Origin of the sequence: Pseudomonas quasicaspiana, assembly GCF_021147825.1 — a bacterium.
Lineage (GTDB): Bacteria > Pseudomonadota > Gammaproteobacteria > Pseudomonadales > Pseudomonadaceae > Aquipseudomonas > Aquipseudomonas quasicaspiana.
The window spans coordinates 1-16,421 of record NZ_JAGTPI010000092.1 but is presented as its reverse complement, the minus strand read 5'-3'; the positions used below and the strand labels follow the sequence as shown (position 1 = coordinate 16,421).

Sequence of the window (16,421 nt, the reverse complement as noted above, 5' to 3'; positions counted from 1 at the left end):
TCCTTCGCCCCCCGCGTGCGTCCCTTTATGCCGGCCTGCTTCCTCAAGTGAATCGCGTCCAGCCTTATCGCGAGCAAGCTCTGCTCCCACAGAATGTATTTGAAAAATGGGATTTCTTTCAGCAGCTCTAACCCGGCTATCCTAGCCCGACTAGCGACAAATAGAATTAAAACTCTAAACGTGACTGCTATGAATTCTTGAGTCATTTAAGTGACTGAAGAGGCCTTCCTTGCCTCTAGGCGGCCATTTGCAAAGCTGCTACTCTCGGCCCGCTTTTGACCCGTCATTAAGCAACAAAGCGTGAACTGCACAATTCCAAAACACAAAAAAATCATCGCATTCAAGCGGTGTGAAGAATTCGCTGTCGCTGAGGAGCCCGGCTTCCATGATTGAAAACTTCTGGAAGGACAAGTATCCGTCTGGCATACCTGCCGAGATCAATCCTGACGAATACCCCAACGTCCAGGCCGTATTGAAGCAGTCTTGCGAGCGTTTCGCCAGCAAGCCGGCGTTCACCAATCTGGGCCAGACCCTCACCTATGGTGAGCTGTATGAAAAGTCGGGCGCTTTTGCCGCCTGGATTCAGCACCATACCGATTTGCAGCCCGGTGATCGTATCGCCGTGCAGTTGCCCAACGTCCTGCAATACCCCATTACCGTATTCGGTGCCTTGCGCGCCGGTCTGATCGTGGTCAATACCAACCCGCTGTATACCGCGCGGGAAATGGAACACCAGTTCAAGGACTCCGGTGCCAAGGCGCTGGTCTGCCTGGCGAACATGGCGCATCTGGCTGAAAAGGTCGTGCCCAAGACTAGCGTCAAGCATGTGATTGTCACCGAAGTGGCGGACATGCTGCCGACGCTCAAGCGCCTGTTGATCAACAGCGTTATCAAGTACGTGAAGAAGATGGTTCCGGCTTACCACTTGCCGGCGGCAGTCAAATTCAATGAAGTGCTTAAAAAAGGCCGTGGCCTTTCCTTCACCGAGGCCGTACCGGCCAGCAATGACGTTGCGGTGCTGCAATACACCGGCGGCACCACCGGCGTGGCCAAAGGCGCGATGCTTACCCACCGCAACCTGATCGCCAACATGTTGCAGTGCAAGGCCTTGATGAGCTCGAACATGAATGAAGGCAGCGAAGTGGTGATCACGCCGCTGCCGCTCTATCACATCTATGCCTTCACCTTTCACTGCATGTCGATGATGTTGATCGGCAACCACAACATCCTGATCAGCAACCCGCGTGACCTGCCCGCCATGGTCAAGGAGCTTTCCAAGTGGAAGTTCACTGGGTTTGTCGGCCTCAATACGTTGTTCGTGGCGCTGTGCAATAGCCCTGAGTTTCGCAATCTGGATTTCTCGGGCCTGAAAGTGACGCTGTCCGGCGGCATGGCCTTGCAACTGGCCGCTGCCGAACGCTGGAAAGAAGTGACTGGCTGCGCCATTTGCGAAGGCTATGGCATGACTGAAACCAGTCCGGTAGCCAGTTGCAACCCTAACCAGAATATCCAGATTGGCACCATCGGCATTCCGGCGCCTTCGACGTTGTGCAAAGTCATCGACGACGCAGGCAACGATTTGCCACTGGGTGAAGTTGGCGAGCTGTGCATCAAAGGCCCACAGGTGATGAAAGGCTATTGGGAGCGTCAGGACGCGACCGATGAAATGATCGACGCGGATGGCTGGCTCAAGACCGGCGATATCGCAATAATCCAGCCCGACGGCTACATGCGGATTGTCGATCGCAAGAAAGACATGATCCTGATCTCCGGCTTCAACGTTTACCCTAATGAGCTCGAAGACGTGCTGGCGACCTTGCCGGGCGTGGTGCAGTGTGCGGCCATTGGCGTTCCAGACGATAAATCCGGCGAAGCGATCAAGGTGTTCGTGGTGGTCAAACCGGGCATGACCCTGACCAAGGATCAAGTCATGGAGCACATGCGCGCCAACCTGACCGGCTACAAAGTCCCGCGTAGCGTCGAGTTCCGCGACTCACTGCCTACTACAAACGTCGGCAAGATCCTGCGTCGCGAATTGCGCGATGAGGAGTTGAAGAAGTTGGGGTTGAAGAAGTAAAAGTTCTTCTGCCAGGCTTCGCTCCCACAGGTGATCAAAAAACCTGTGGGAGCGAGGCTTGCCCGCGATAAGGCTGGACGCGACAGACCTGATATATGCGGTGTTCTTATCGCGGGCAAGCCCGGCTCCCACAGGTTTTGTGATCGTCTGTTGGAGCTGTGCTTCTCCGCGAACGCATTATCGTTCTAGGTTCGAATGCGGCCCAGTAGAGTCTCACGCAAGAACCTCATCGGTTCCCGGCTGCGGCGTACACATCGCCACGCTCCCGCTTACCAACCGCGACCACAGTAACGACCACTCGGTCATCTTCGACCCGATACACCAGTCGATAACCTGCGCTGCGCAGTTTGATCTTGTAGTGGTCCGGCATGCCATGCAAAGCATCACCCGGAACTCTTGGCAGGCTGAGTCGCTCTTGAAGCTTCTTCTTCAACTGGTCACGAATTGTATGGCCCAGCTTTTCCCACTCTTTCAATGCTGATGGCAGAAACTCAAGCTTAAAGGTCATCAATGTCTACCGGCACGGGCTTTTCATGCTGGCGCGACTTGATAAGGTCGGCGAGATCGAGATCGTCAAGACGCTCCATCATGGCCTCGAAGACCTCTGCGGGGACCATATAGCCCATCACCTTGTTATGGTTAAGAACTGCGACTGGCAATCCATGGGCACCACTCAATACCGCTGAGGGATTTTTCTTCAATTCGGATACGCTGACGGCGATGTCGGCCAAGATACTTTGCATTATTTGGTGCTCCATTTTGGGCGATATTTTGGTCTTTTTAATGGGCTTTCGCAACCATCCAAGTGGGCCATTGCTTATTATGAATTTCGCGTCGGATATGGGAGGTCGTCACAAGTAACCTCAATCTGCGACAATCCCCGCCTTTGCACCTTTCAAAAAGACCCTGCGCACCTGATGACCGATCAAACGCCCTCGATTGACCAACTCCTGAAGAACCTCGACCACGCGATGATCAGCGATCGTCATCGCTTGCGCCGCCAGTTGCATGAGCTGCGCAAGAAGCCCGATGAGGCGAAGCTAGCGCAGTGGGTGGCGAAGGTGCAGGCGTCGTGTGCTCAGGTGACTGCGCGGCGTGACAGCGTGCCGGTGATTCGTTACGACGACAGCCTGCCGATTGCTGCCAAGCGTGACGAAATCAAAGAGGCGCTGCTCAAGCACCAGGTGCTGATCATTGCCGGTGAGACCGGGTCGGGTAAAACCACCCAGTTGCCGAAGATCTGCCTGGAAATCGGTCGCGGGCAACACGGTCTGATTGGCCATACCCAGCCACGTCGAATCGCAGCGCGCAGCGTCGGCAGTCGCGTCGCAGAAGAGCTGGGAACGCCATTGGGCGCGCTGGTCGGTTATCAGGTGCGCTTCGAGGATCAGAGCGACAGCAGCACCCTGATCAAGCTGATGACCGACGGTATCCTGCTGGCGGAAACCCAGCACGACCGCTTTCTTGAGCGTTACGACACAATCATCGTCGACGAAGCCCACGAGCGCAGCCTCAATATCGATTTCCTGCTGGGTTACCTGAAAACCCTGCTGCCGCGTCGCCCGGACCTGAAAGTCATCATCACGTCGGCGACCATCGACTTGCAGCGGTTTTCCGAGCACTTCAATGACGCACCTATCGTCGAGGTTTCCGGTCGGACGTTCCCCGTGGAAACCTGGTATCGCCCGCTGACCTCCCAGCAGGACGAAGAGGGCAACAGCGTCGAAGATGACCTGACGGTTGATCAGGCGATTCTGGCGACGCTGGACGAGCTGGCCGCTTTCGAACGCAGTGAACGCAAGAGCCCTGGCGATGTTCTGGTGTTCCTGCCCGGCGAGCGTGAAATCCGTGATGCTGCAGAAATGCTGCGCAAGGCGCAGCTCAAACATACGGAAATCCTGCCACTGTATGCGCGCCTGTCGCCTGCCGAGCAGCAGCGGATTTTCCAGTCGCATCCGGGACGGCGTGTGGTACTGGCAACCAACGTTGCTGAAACTTCGTTGACCGTTCCGGGCATCCGTTACGTGATCGACACCGGGACCGCGCGCATCAGCCGCTACAGCTATCGCGCCAAGGTACAGCGCTTGCCCATTGAGGCCGTTTCCCAGGCCAGCGCCAACCAGCGTAAAGGCCGTTGCGGCCGGGTCGAGCCGGGTCTCTGCGTGCGGCTGTATAGCGAAGAAGATTTCAACGGGCGGCCGGAGTTTACCGATCCGGAAATCCTGCGTACCAACCTCGCCGCGGTGATCCTGCAGATGCTGCATCTGCGCCTGGGCGAGATCACGGACTTCCCGTTCATTGAGCCACCAGACGGCAAAGCCATCAGCGACGGTTTCAACCTCTTGCAGGAACTGTCGGCGGTTAACCGCGAAAATCAGCTGACACCGCTGGGCCGCCAGTTGGCACGCTTGCCGGTGGACCCGCGCATGGGGCGCATGTTGCTGGAAGCGGCGAAGCAGGGCAGCTTGCAGGAGGTGTTGATCGTTGCCAGCGCCATGTCCGTGCAGGATGTGCGCGAGCGTCCGCCGGAGCGTCAGCAAGCGGCGGATCAGGCCCACGCACAATGGAAGGACGCTGATTCGGACTTCGCCGGACTGGTCAATCTGTGGCGTGGTTTCGAAGAGCAACGTCAGGCCCTGACCGCCAGCCCGCTACGCAACTGGTGCCGTCGCAACTTCCTCAACTACCTGCGCCTGCGAGAATGGCGCGACGCTCACCGCCAGTTGGGCCTGATCTGTCGCGACCTGCAACTGACAGTCAACAAAGAGCCCGCCGACTACCCGAAATTCCACAAGGCGATTCTCTCCGGTCTGCTCAGTCAGATCGGGCAGAAAGCCGACGAAGGCGATTACCTCGGCGCACGACAACGACGCTTCTGGATTCACCCGTCGTCAGGGTTGGGCAAGAAGCGGCCGCAATGGTTGATGACCGCTGAGCTGGTGGAAACCACCAAACTGTATGCGCGCATGGTCGCCAAGATCGATTCAGACTGGATCGAGCCGCTGGCCGGGCATTTGATCAAGAAGAACCACTTCGAGCCGCATTGGGAAAAGAAGCGCGGGCAGGTCGTGGCGTTCGAACAGATCACCTTGTTTGGCCTGATCGTGGTCGGCCGTCGTCCGGTGCACTACGGGCCGATTGATCCGGTGGTCTCCCGAGAACTGTTCATCCGCGAAGGGTTGGTGCGTGGCGAGATCAACTCTCGCGCCAAGTGCCTGAGCGCCAATACCCGGTTGCTGGAAACCCTCGACGAACTGGAAGCCAAGGCGCGTCGCCGCGACATTCTCGCTGACGAAGACACGCTTTACGGCTTTTACGAGGCACGAATTCCCGCCGAGATTCATCAGGCTGCGACCTTCGATCACTGGTACAAAACCGAGAGTCAGAAGAACCCGCAACTGTTGATCATGCGCGAAGAAGACGTATTGGCCCGCGAGGCCAATGAAGTCACCGCGGCGTATTACCCGGACACCCTCAAGCTGGGCGATCTGACCCTGCCGCTGACTTATCACTTCGAACCCAATCATCCTCGCGATGGCGTGACCGTACGCGTACCTGCGCCGTTGTTGCTGTCGTTGCCCGCCGAGCGGCTGGAATGGCTGGTGCCGGGCTTGCTGGAAACCAAATGCATCGCGCTGGTCCGCAACCTGCCCAAGGCAATTCGCAAGAACTTCGTGCCGGTCCCGGACTTTATCAAGGCAGCGTTGCAGCGCATTACGTTTGGCGAAGGTTCGTTGCCCCAGGCGCTGGGCCGCGAATTGCTGCGCATGACCGGTGCGCGAGTCAGTGACGAAGCCTGGGCTGAAGCCGCGCAGCAGCTTGAAAGTCATCTGAAAATGAATCTGGAAATTGTCGACGGCAACGGCAAATTCCTCGGCGAAGGCCGCGAGCTGGACGAACTGACCGCGCGTTTTGCAGAAGCCAGTCAGGCTGCCCTGGCAGTTCCGCAGTCAGCGAAAGGTCAGCAGCCAGTAGAGGCGAAAGTCTTCGCGCCGGTGGCGGAAAAAACCCAGCAGAACATCGCCGGGCTTTCCATGACGGTTTACCCTGCGCTGGTCGAAGAATCAGGTACGGTCAAGGAGGGGCGCTTCTCGACCTCCGCCGAAGCTGAATACCAGCATCGCCGTGCCCTGCAACGTTTGCTGTTGCAGCAATTGGCTGAACCGGCCAAGTTCCTGCGCAGCAAACTGCCGGGCCAGACCGAACTGGCATTGCTGTATCGCGAGTTGGGGCGCATCGACGCGCTGGTCGAAGACATTCTGCTGGCCAGCCTCGACACCTGCGTGCTGGAAGGCGAGGAGAGCTTGCCCCGTGACGGTGCCGGGCTGCTGGCATTGGCCGAACGCAAGCGTGGCGCATGGACTGAACACGCCGAGCGTCTGGCGAAGCTGACCCTGGATATTCTCAAGCTCTGGCACGGCCTGCAAAAGCGCTTCAAGGGCAAGATCAATCTGGCCGAGGCGGTCGCGCTCAACGACATCAAGTCGCAGCTGGGGCAGTTGGTCTATCCGGGCTTCGTTCGCGAAACACCGGCGCAGTGGCTCAAGGAGTTGCCGCGTTACCTGAAAGCCATTGAAATGCGTCTGGAAAAGCTACCGAGCCAAGTGCAGAAGGATCGGGTCTGGAGCATCGAACTGGCGGGGCTTTGGGCCCAATACCAGGCCCGTGCCAGCAAACACGCCCAGGAAGGCAAGCGCGATCCGGAGCTGACCGCCTATCGCTGGTGGCTGGAGGAATACCGCGTGTCGCTGTTCGCCCAGCAACTGGGGACCAGAATGCCGGTGTCCGACAAGCGCTTGAGCAAGCAATGGAGCCAAGTGGAGGGGTAGGCCGTTCAAACGGATATCTGTGAGTGAGTTTGCTCGCGATGAACGATGACACGGTAATGGCTGACAAACCGAGTCGTCTGCATCGCGGGCAAACCTCGCTCCCACAGGTTTACAGGCGAACATAGAATCTCACACAGGTTTGATACAGCACCCAGTGCGTGGGTCATGCGCAAAACGTGTGGGAGCGAGGCTCGCCCGCGATACATGAGACGTGGCTGGAAGACACACCGCGTTATCCTTTATCGTCCGGATGCGGCTCGGCCCAGGCACCGCTCAGATATACGTACTCACCTGATCGCACGAGCACCTACAGGTCTTCTGTTCAAACTCCCCAATATAGGGGCCGATATGGCACACTTCGGCCCTTGAACCCCTGAGCGTTGCCAAAGCTTGTCCGCACCAAGGGTGTTTTACCGTTTTGCATTGGTACGTCGGTCCCAAAAAAGTGGGGCCGCCGCGATGCCCGAGCAGGTCGTTACCTGCATTGATCAATAAGAGAGGAACGACCGTGCACAACGTCGTCATCAGCGGCACAGGCCTGTACACCCCGGCCAACAGCATTTCCAATGAAGAGCTGGTGCAGTCTTTCAATACCTACGTTGCTCAATTCAACAGCGAGAACGCTGCCGCCATCGAGCGTGGCGAAGTCCAGGCGCTGACTGAATCCAACGCTGCCTTTATCGAAAAAGCCTCGGGCATAAAAAGCCGTTTTGTCATGGACAAGGACGGTATTCTTGACCCGCACCGCATGAAGCCTCGCTTGCCCGAACGCTCCAATGATGAATGGTCGATCCTCTGCCAGATGGGTGTGGCTGCCGCTGAGCAAGCCTTGCAACGTGCCGGCAAGACCGCTGCCGATGTCGACGGCGTTATCGTCGCCTGCTCGAACCTGCAACGCGCCTACCCGGCGATTTCCATCGAAATTCAGGCAGCATTGGGTGTTCAGGGTTTCGGCTTTGACATGAACGTCGCCTGCTCGTCGGCAACCTTTGGGATTCAGACAGCAAGCAACAGCGTGCAATTGGGCCAGGCCCGCGCAGTATTGGTCGTCAGCCCGGAAATCTGCACTGCACACCTGAATTTCCGTGACCGCGACAGCCACTTCATCTTCGGTGATGCCGCCACGGCTGTGCTGGTTGAGCGTGCCGATCTGGCCACTTCAGCGCATCAGTTCGATATTCTCGGCACCAAGTTGCTGACCAGCTTTTCCAACAACATCCGTAACAACTTCGGTTTTCTCAACCGCACAGCAGAAGAGGGCGAAGGCGCGCCCGACAAACTGTTCGTCCAGGAAGGCCGCAAGGTGTTTCGCGAAGTTTGCCCGATGGTCGCCGAACTCGTGGGTGCGCACCTGCATGAAAACAGCCTGAACGTCAGCGATGTGCAGCGCTTCTGGCTGCATCAGGCCAACCTCAGCATGAACCACCTGATCGTCAAAAAGCTCTTGGGCCGCGACGCCTCGATCGAAGAAGCGCCGGTAATTCTCGACACGTATGCGAACACCAGCTCGGCGGGTTCGGTGATCGCGTTTCACACCTATCAGGATGACCTGCCAAGCGGCGCGCTGGGCGTGCTGAGTTCGTTTGGCGCAGGTTATTCGATTGGCAGCGTGATTCTGCGCAAGCGTTGAGGGCGGCGGGCTTCCAGAGGGTGCGATGTTGGGGCGTCAGATGAAAAGCCGTCACAGCCTTCGGAACTCCTACAAAGTGGTATCGAAAAAAAAGCCCGACCTTGCCCTGGCGAACGGATGATGGGGATCGCCAGGGCAACGTCGAGCGGTAAGGTCTTTGCGGCGTCAAGCGACGGGAGCTGCGCCGCTTGAAGCCTGAAACGTGTCGCGGTGCTCTTTAGAACTTCGCTTCCAGATCCAGCTGAAGGGTTTTTGCATCTGCGTCGGTGCGCCCGGCGTTAGGGATGTGGTCAGCATCGGCCAACAGGTAAGTGGCACCAATCGTGAAGTTCTTGTCGATTTCGTAACCAACTTTCAACTTGTGACCGCGTGAGCCGGTGAAGCCGTTGGCGAAGTCCGAGTCGGTGAACGCGCCGACCACGCCATTGCGTTGTACATCGCGGTAGTTGTAGTCCAGACCGAAACCGAACACCTTGGTTTTCACACCCGCCAGCCAGGCCGTGTCATTGCCGTCAGAGGCTTTGTCGTTGACGACGTATTGACCATACACACCCAGTGGTACAGCCAGGCCGCTGATATCTATCTGACCGAAACCTTCGTACAACTGGAACTCAGTCGGTGTATTACCGTTGACTGCAAGACCGGCTGCGCCCTCATCGTCATCGTTGTCGAAACCGTAGACGCTACCGCCCAAGGTAACTTTCAGGTTGTCTGTCGGCGCGAACCTGGCACCCAACTGACCGGCATACATGCGTAGGTCATGACGGAATTGCGTGCCTTCACCGTCGATATTGTTGTTGAGGGTGTAATGACCCGCGCTGCCGAACAACTCGGTTTTGCCGCCCAGTGGCAAGCTGTAGGTCGCTGCCAGGCCTTCAGGGTTGAGGTCGCTGTCCCAGATGATATCGCCCATGCTGACCCACGGCTGGTTCATCTTGCCGCCGATGATGTGCAGGTTCTTGATGGCTGTCGGGGCGTAGTCGATGTAGCCCAGGTCCAGCCACAGGTTTTTCTTGGCGAACTTGTTATCCAGATCCGCGTTGGTAGAGCGACCATCACCGCTGGTGCCGCCGGTGGCGATGCGAATACCCGTGTTCACTTGCGGGTTGATTTCGGTATAGGCACCCAGTCTTGCCCGGATACGCTGGCGGCTCTGGTCCTGACTGTTGCTCTGTCCTTCGACGTTGACGAATTCCTGGCGAACACGCACATCACCCTTGAACTGAGTCTTGGTCGCCCAGGCGACTTTTTTCTCGAACTCGGCCTGAGAGGCTGTCTTGGTGTTTTGCACATCTGCGAGTGCTTGTTTCTGTGCTGCCTGGTCTTTGGCCAGTTCGGTCTGCAGTTCAGCGTACTGGGCTGCGTTGATAGAGCCGTTAGCCTTGAGCATGTCCAGCAATTTAGCGTCGACTGCGGCATTGGCAGGAATAGCCATTGCCAATACCAGGCCACCACACAGGGCCGAAGCAGTACGTGTAGAAACAAGACGCATGTTGATCTCCATAACGTGAATAAGGACGACATCAGGTCATCCTGGGGAAACCGCCCCACAGGCAGGGCGTTTGAGGGTTAGTACCCCCGGTTCTAAAAACAGGCGCCAGTATCACGATGGGTTATGACAAAAAGGTGGCACAACGATGGCGTCTCGGTGACATTTAAAAGTCTGTAAGCCTTGAGCTAGAGCCTTCGAAACCGAGACGGGTGAACATTGTCGACTGATGGGGGATACTGCTGCGTCGCTCGATTCAGTTGGGGAAGTCCGCATGCCCGTCCAGATATCTACCCTTGAAAACGTCGTGCCTGCCCAATGGGACGCACTGGTTCCGGGGGGGCAGCCGTTCGTGCGCCATGCGTTTCTCAGTGCGCTGGAAGACAGCGGTAGCCTCGGGCCACGCTCGGGCTGGCAGGCTGAACACTTGCTCAACTACCAGAATGGTGAGCTGGTCGCGGCGATGCCTGCGTATCGCAAGTGGCACTCTTACGGCGAGTACGTGTTCGATCACAGCTGGGCTGATGCTTGTCGTCGCGCGGGCATTGCGTATTACCCCAAGCTGCTGGTGGCAGTGCCGTTCAGTCCGGTGAGTGGAGCAAGGATTTTGTCGGCGTCGCCTGATGCCGGCATTGAGTTGCTCAATGCTGTGCCCGGTTATCTTCAAGACCAGGAACTCTCCAGCGCACACGTTAATTTCACTGACCCCCTGGCCGATGCGTTTCTGGACGAGCAGCCAGGCTGGCTACAGCGTTATGGTTGCCAGTTTCATTGGCAAAACCGTGGCTATCGGGATTTTCAGGACTTCCTCGATGCCTTGAGTTCGCGCAAGCGCAAGCAGATGCGCAAGGAGCGCGAGCAGGTGGCGGGGCAGGGCATCGAGTTCGACTGGCTCGAAGGCCATCAGCTAAGCGAGCTGCTGTGGGATTTCGTATATGCCTGTTACTCCAATACCTACGAGGTGCGTGGGCAATCGCCGTATCTGACGCGTGAGTTCTTTAGTCTGTTGGCCGAGCGCATGCCTGAGGCCATCCGTGTGGTGCTGGCGCGACAGGGTTCACGGCCGGTAGCCATGGCGTTCAGCCTGTTGGGCGGTGACAGTTTTTACGGACGCTATTGGGGATGTCTCGCGGAGTTCGACCGCCTGCATTTCGAGACGTGTTTCTACCAGGGCATGGATTACGCCATCGGCCATGGCCTGAAGCGTTTCGATGCCGGGGCGCAAGGTGAGCACAAATTGATTCGCGGCTTTGAGCCGGTGATCACTCGGTCATGGCACTACTTGACCCATGCCGGGCTGAAGGACGCGGTCAGTGATTTTCTTGATCAGGAAAGGGTTGGCATCCTGGCATATGCCGAAGATGCCAAAGGAGCGCTGCCGTATCGGCAGGTTTGACGACAATCTCGTGCCTTTGAGCGGCCTTGTGGGAGCGAATTCATTCGCGAAGGGGCTGGTGCATTCACGTCATCTCCACAGTCAGGAATACCGCCTTCCCGAATGAATTCGGTCCCACAGGGGGTGTATTCCAATCCATCAGTTGCAGGGGCTGACAGAATCAATCAATCCCCACAAACCCTCCGGTCTGATGCTGCCACAGCCTTGCATACAAGCCACCATGTGCCAGCAACTCGGCGTGTGTACCGCTTTCAGCAATGCGGCCGTTTTCCAGTACGACCAGTCGGTCCATTCGCGCAATCGTCGACAGGCGGTGAGCGATGGCGATCACGGTTTTGCCCTTCATCAGCGTTTCCAGGCTTTCCTGAATTGCCGCTTCGACTTCCGAATCCAGTGCCGAGGTGGCTTCGTCCATGATCAGAATCGGCGCGTCCTTGAGCAGCACCCGGGCAATCGCGATACGCTGGCGTTGCCCACCTGACAGCTTCACGCCGCGTTCTCCTACCTGAGCGTCAAAGCCCACGCGTCCTTCGGAGTCTGTCAGCAGCGGGATGAACTCATCCGCCCGAGCCTTGCGCACGGCTTCCCACAATTGCTCGTCGGTGGCCTCCGGTTTTCCGTACAGCAAATTGTCACGGATCGAGCGGTGCAGCAGCGACGTGTCCTGAGTGATCATGCCGATCTGTTCGCGCAGGCTTTCCTGAGACACATGGGAAATGTCCTGACCGTCGATCAGGATCTGTCCGCCCTGTACGTCGTACATGCGCAACAGCAGGTTGACCAGCGTCGACTTGCCCGCACCTGATGGACCAATCAGACCGATTTTCTCGCCCGGTCTGATGTCCAGGTTCAGGCCGTGGATGATCCCGTTACCGTTGCCATAGTGGAAATCCACACCGTCGAATTTCACGCCGCCCTTGTCCACGTTCAAGCGCGGTGCAGGCTTGCGATCGGTGACGCTGACCGGTTGGGAAATGCTCGCCAGACCGTCCTGAACCATGCCGATATTTTCGAAGATGCCGTTGACTACCCACATGATCCAGCCGGACATGTTGACGATACGAATCGCCAGGCCAGTGGCCAGGGCGATGGCGCCCACCGAGATCAGGGACTGGGTCCACAGCCACAACGCCAGACCGGTAGTGGTGACGATCAGCACCCCGTTCATGGTGGTAATGACGGTATCCATGGCGGTCACAACGCGACCGGCCAGTTGGGTTTTTTCGGTCTGTTCGATAATCGCTTCGCGGGCGTACTGTTGTTCGTAATTGGTATGAGCGAACAGCTTCAAGGTGGTGATGTTGGTGTAGCCATCAACGATACGGCCCATGAGTTTGGAGCGTGCGTCCGAGGACACCACCGAGCGTTCTTTCACACGCGGGACGAAGTAGCAGAGCGCGGCGATATACGAAGCAATCCACGCCAGCAGCGGGATCATCAGGCGCCAGTCTGCTTCAGCGAACAAGACCAGGGCGCTGATGGCGTAGATCAACACGTGCCAGAGCGCATCCACAGCCTGAACGGCAGAGTCGCGCAATGAGTTACCGGTTTGCATGATGCGTTGGGCGATGCGCCCGGCGAAATCGTTCTGGAAGAACCGCACGCTCTGCTTTAGCACATAGCTGTGGTTCTGCCAGCGAATCATGCTGGTCATGCCTGGGCTGATGGTCTGGTGCACAAGCAGGTCGTGCAAGCCAACGAAAATCGGTCGCAACAGCAGGGCAACCACGGCCATCCAGATGAGCTCGTTGGCGTGGATACTGAAAAAGTCTTTATTGGGCGTGCCCTGGGCCAGATCAATGATACGGCTCAGGTAGCTGAACAGCGCGACTTCGATCAGTGCGCTAATCAAGCCGACGACCAGCAAGGCTGCAAAGCTCGGCCAGACCTGGCGCAGGTAGTAGATGTAGAAGGCTAGAACGGTATTGGGCGGGGCGTCGGTGGGAGCGTCACGGAAGATATCGATCAGTTTTTCGAAACGACGATAGAACATTGGCAATGATGCCCACGAGTTAGGCGGGCTCTCCTTACTGAGCGGATATTCCCTTGATCGGACCGCATGAAATCAAGAATGCTTAAACTGATTTCATGCGGACACGTTTAGCTTATTCGACTCGCTTGGCGGACTTGATGTAGATCGGGTCGAGAGGGACGTTCTGCATGCCTTGCTTGTTGCCGGACTGGGCGTTGACGATCTGGTCGACTACATCCATGCCCTTGACCACTTTGCCGAAAACGGCGTAACCGAAGTCGCGCACGCCGTTGTCCAGCATGGCGTTATCGGCCGTGTTGATGAAGAACTGGCTGGTGGCCGAATTGACTTGCGAGGTACGGGCCATGGCAACGGTGCCACGCACGTTATGCAGGCCATTGTTCGCTTCGTTCTTGATCGGATCTTTGGTCGGCTTCTGCTGCATTTGCGCAGTGAAACCGCCGCCCTGGGCCATGAAACCCGGGATCACACGGTGGAAAATCGTGTTGTTGTAGAAGTTGCTGTCGACGTAGCCCAGGAAGTTCGCAGTGCTGATCGGAGCCTTCTGGTCTTCGAGCTGGATTTCAATCGCGCCGAAGCTGGTGTCGAGCACGACGCGGGTCGGCTTGGCAGGTGTTGCAGCCATGAGGTTGGCGGCGAACAACACGGAGCAGGCGGCGATGACGATTTTTTTCAGCATGGGTCAGTTGATCCTGATTGATGGTTTCGACTGCGATCGATAATGCAGACACATGAAGCGATGCAGGCTGCAAGGTAATCACGTTTGGCTTTTTTTGCCCAGCGTGAAAGCGCTTTAGACGTTCACGTCAGCCTGTACGGCATCGATGAATTCCAGAGCGATACGGTTGAACTGCTCCGGGTGCTCAAGCGGCGTAGCGTGACGGGAGTCTTTGATGACCACCAGTCGAGCATTCGGGATCAGTCCCACGTACGCTTCTTTAAGCGCGACCGGTGTGTAATCCCGATCGGCACTGATCACCAGTGTAGGGCAGGTAATGCGCGACAGCTTGTGCTCGACGCCCCACCCGACGATCGCATCGAAGCTGGCCAGATAAGCGCGTTTGTCGTTGCTCGCAAAGCGTTCGGCCATGAGATGGCGTAAATGTGCATGTTCGGGTTTGGGGAACAGATTGTGACTCACCGCCTTACCCAGGGTACCCATACCCAGCAGCCGCGCCAGCACCCAACGCCTGGTGTATTGCCAGACATCGTTGGCGCTGCGCACTTTGACCTGCGGTGCACTGTTGACGATGCACAGGCTTTTCAGCAGATGAGGATAATCCACCGCCAACTGGAAGCCGATCATCCCGCCCATGGACAGCCCGAGTACATGCACCTGGCCCAGATTGAGGTGCTCGATCAGCGCTTCGACATCGGCACTGAAGCCACGAATGCTGTAGCGCTCCCGGGGTTTGTCGGAGCGCCCGTGGCCGCGCATGTCCATGGCAATGACCCGATAACGGGCGGCGAATGCCGGGATCTGATACTCCCAGTCCCGGCAGCTTGAGCCCAGGCCATGCAGCAATAGCAAGGGTGGGCCCTGGCCATATTCTTCGTAATGCAACGAGCAGCCGTCATGTTCGAAATGGGCCATGGACAGGTCCTTGTCAGGCTTGTTGAGGCGCGGCGAAAGCAGCGGTCAGCGGTGCGGTATCAAAGGTGCGGATCAGTTCGATGAGAATCTGCGTCGCTGGCCCCAGTGGTTTGTCTTTGCTGGAGTAAAGATAGAAGGTCGGGTTACGACTGCCACCTTTGTCCATCGGCAATGCCTTGAGTACACCTTCACGCAGTTCGCGTTCGATCAGGTGGCGCGGCAACCAGGCAAAGCCTAGACCACTGCTGACAAAAGTCGCGGCGGTCGGCAGGCTGCCGACCGTCCAGCGCTGCTCAGCGCCCAGCCAGCCAACGTCTCGGGGTTGCTGACGGCCGGAATCGCGGATCACCACTTGCAACTGGCTTTCCAGATCCTGAAAGGTCAGTTCTCGGTGCAATTGATGCAGTGCATGTTCCGGGTGGGCGACGGCGACGAACTCCACGGTGCTCATTTCAGTGCCCAGATAACCGGGAATGCTGAAGCCACTGATCGCCAGATCGGCAACGCCTTCGAGCAAGACTTCTTCTACCCCTGACAGCACTTCTTCGCGCAGCCTGACGCGGCAGCCACGGCTTTGCGGCATGAAGGCTGTCAGTGCCCGGACCAGTCTTGCGTTGGGATACGCGGCATCCACCACCAGACGCACTTCCGCTTCCCAGCCTTGCTCCATGTGATGGGCAAGGTCTTCAAGCTGGCTGGCTTGTTTGACCAATTGACGGGAGCGGCGCAGCAGCACGCCACCCGCTTCGGTCAGCACCGCCTTGCGCCCGTCGATGCGCAACAGCGGCACGCCAAGTTGCTCCTGCATACGCGCCACGGTGTAGCTGACTGACGATTGCGAGCGGTGCAACACGTCGGCTGCCTGGGCGAAGCCGCCGTGATCGACCACGGCCTGCAAGGTTCGCCATTGATCGAGAGTGACGCGGGGGGCTTTCATGTGATGCTCCTCTTTTGCTGCGCTTTATCCTAATCTGCAATCCCTTCTGGAGACTGCCGATGAACAGAATCTGTTGTGTATTGCTGGCGCTGCTGCCGATGACGGCCTGGGCGTATCCCATCGAGGTTGAGAAAAGCTACGAGGGCGTTCAAGTCGACTACACCGCTCACGATAGTTTTCACGACATGGGCTCCATCACCGTGAACAACTACGGCGATGTCGACGCCAAATGCAGCGTGGTGTTTCGCAACGGCCCCGAAGCTCCCCGTACCCGGCGCATTACCGTGGCCGCGAAAAAAAGCGCGGACGTGACCGCCAAATTCAACCGCAGCATCATCAAGCTGCGCATCAGTCTTACCTGTAAAGCCGAGTAATCACCAACACCCGATTTCTGGATTGGAGTGCGTCCCTGTGGGAGCCGAGCTTGCTCGCGATAGGCTTGACGCGATCCAAAGTGAACTGCGTCAAGCCTATCG

The 16,421-nt window shown here is 57.6% G+C and carries 12 protein-coding genes; 5 read left to right on the top strand and 7 right to left on the bottom strand.

Annotated features, from left to right (window positions below; translation table 11 throughout):
- Positions 1-385: 385 nt before the first annotated feature.
- Complete coding sequence (fadD1, locus tag KDX30_RS28235; RefSeq protein WP_122397383.1) at positions 386-2,077, top strand: long-chain-fatty-acid--CoA ligase FadD1; 1,692 nt, start codon at positions 386-388, stop codon at positions 2,075-2,077.
- Between the two features lie 226 nt (positions 2,078-2,303).
- Here the strand turns inward: fadD1 and KDX30_RS28230 are convergent, their stop codons facing one another.
- Complete coding sequence (locus KDX30_RS28230; protein ID WP_027900068.1) at positions 2,304-2,585, bottom strand: type II toxin-antitoxin system RelE family toxin; 282 nt, start codon at positions 2,583-2,585, stop codon at positions 2,304-2,306.
- Positions 2,575-2,820, bottom strand: a complete 246-nt coding sequence (locus KDX30_RS28225) for a type II toxin-antitoxin system Phd/YefM family antitoxin (RefSeq protein ID WP_027900067.1) — start codon at positions 2,818-2,820, stop codon at positions 2,575-2,577. The genes KDX30_RS28230 and KDX30_RS28225 overlap by 11 nt, the downstream gene beginning before the upstream one ends.
- 174 nt (positions 2,821-2,994) lie before the next feature.
- Between KDX30_RS28225 and hrpA the strand changes: the two genes are divergently transcribed.
- Together hrpA and KDX30_RS28215 are read left to right on the top strand one after the other, a co-directional pair.
- A complete protein-coding gene (gene hrpA, locus KDX30_RS28220; protein WP_231678127.1) occupies positions 2,995-6,906 on the top strand; it encodes an ATP-dependent RNA helicase HrpA in 3,912 nt (1,303 codons plus the stop codon).
- A 508-nt stretch (positions 6,907-7,414) separates the two neighbouring features.
- Complete coding sequence (locus KDX30_RS28215) at positions 7,415-8,536, top strand: beta-ketoacyl-ACP synthase III (protein WP_231678126.1); 1,122 nt, start codon at positions 7,415-7,417, stop codon at positions 8,534-8,536.
- 217 nt (positions 8,537-8,753) lie between these two features.
- On the opposite strand, the gene KDX30_RS28210 is transcribed toward KDX30_RS28215, so the two are convergent.
- On the bottom strand, positions 8,754-10,028 hold the full coding sequence (locus tag KDX30_RS28210) for a putative porin (RefSeq protein WP_099270863.1): 1,275 nt from the start codon (positions 10,026-10,028) through the stop codon (positions 8,754-8,756).
- A gap of 271 nt (positions 10,029-10,299) precedes the next feature.
- Here KDX30_RS28210 and KDX30_RS28205 point away from each other — a divergent pair, with 271 nt between their 5' ends.
- A complete protein-coding gene (locus KDX30_RS28205; protein ID WP_231678125.1) occupies positions 10,300-11,421 on the top strand; it encodes a GNAT family N-acetyltransferase in 1,122 nt (373 codons plus the stop codon).
- Positions 11,422-11,581: 160 nt separating this feature from the next.
- Here KDX30_RS28205 and KDX30_RS28200 read toward each other — a convergent pair whose 3' ends face one another.
- From KDX30_RS28200 to KDX30_RS28185, 4 genes are all read right to left on the bottom strand, one after another.
- The gene (locus KDX30_RS28200; RefSeq protein ID WP_231678124.1) at positions 11,582-13,414 is read right to left on the bottom strand and encodes an ABC transporter ATP-binding protein; all 1,833 of its coding nucleotides are present in this window, start codon (positions 13,412-13,414) and stop codon (positions 11,582-11,584) included.
- A 112-nt stretch (positions 13,415-13,526) separates the two neighbouring features.
- Positions 13,527-14,093 carry a peptidylprolyl isomerase gene (locus tag KDX30_RS28195; protein ID WP_027902946.1) on the bottom strand — a complete coding sequence of 189 codons (567 nt, stop codon included), beginning with the start codon at positions 14,091-14,093 and terminating at the stop codon, positions 13,527-13,529.
- 114 nt (positions 14,094-14,207) lie between these two features.
- Complete coding sequence (locus KDX30_RS28190) at positions 14,208-15,008, bottom strand: alpha/beta fold hydrolase (RefSeq protein ID WP_231678123.1); 801 nt, start codon at positions 15,006-15,008, stop codon at positions 14,208-14,210.
- A gap of 13 nt (positions 15,009-15,021) precedes the next feature.
- Positions 15,022-15,945 carry a LysR family transcriptional regulator gene (locus KDX30_RS28185; RefSeq protein WP_027902948.1) on the bottom strand — a complete coding sequence of 308 codons (924 nt, stop codon included), beginning with the start codon at positions 15,943-15,945 and terminating at the stop codon, positions 15,022-15,024.
- Positions 15,946-16,004: 59 nt separating this feature from the next.
- Between KDX30_RS28185 and KDX30_RS28180 the strand changes: the two genes are divergently transcribed.
- A complete protein-coding gene (locus tag KDX30_RS28180; protein ID WP_027902949.1) occupies positions 16,005-16,319 on the top strand; it encodes a hypothetical protein in 315 nt (104 codons plus the stop codon).
- Positions 16,320-16,421 lie beyond the last annotated feature (102 nt).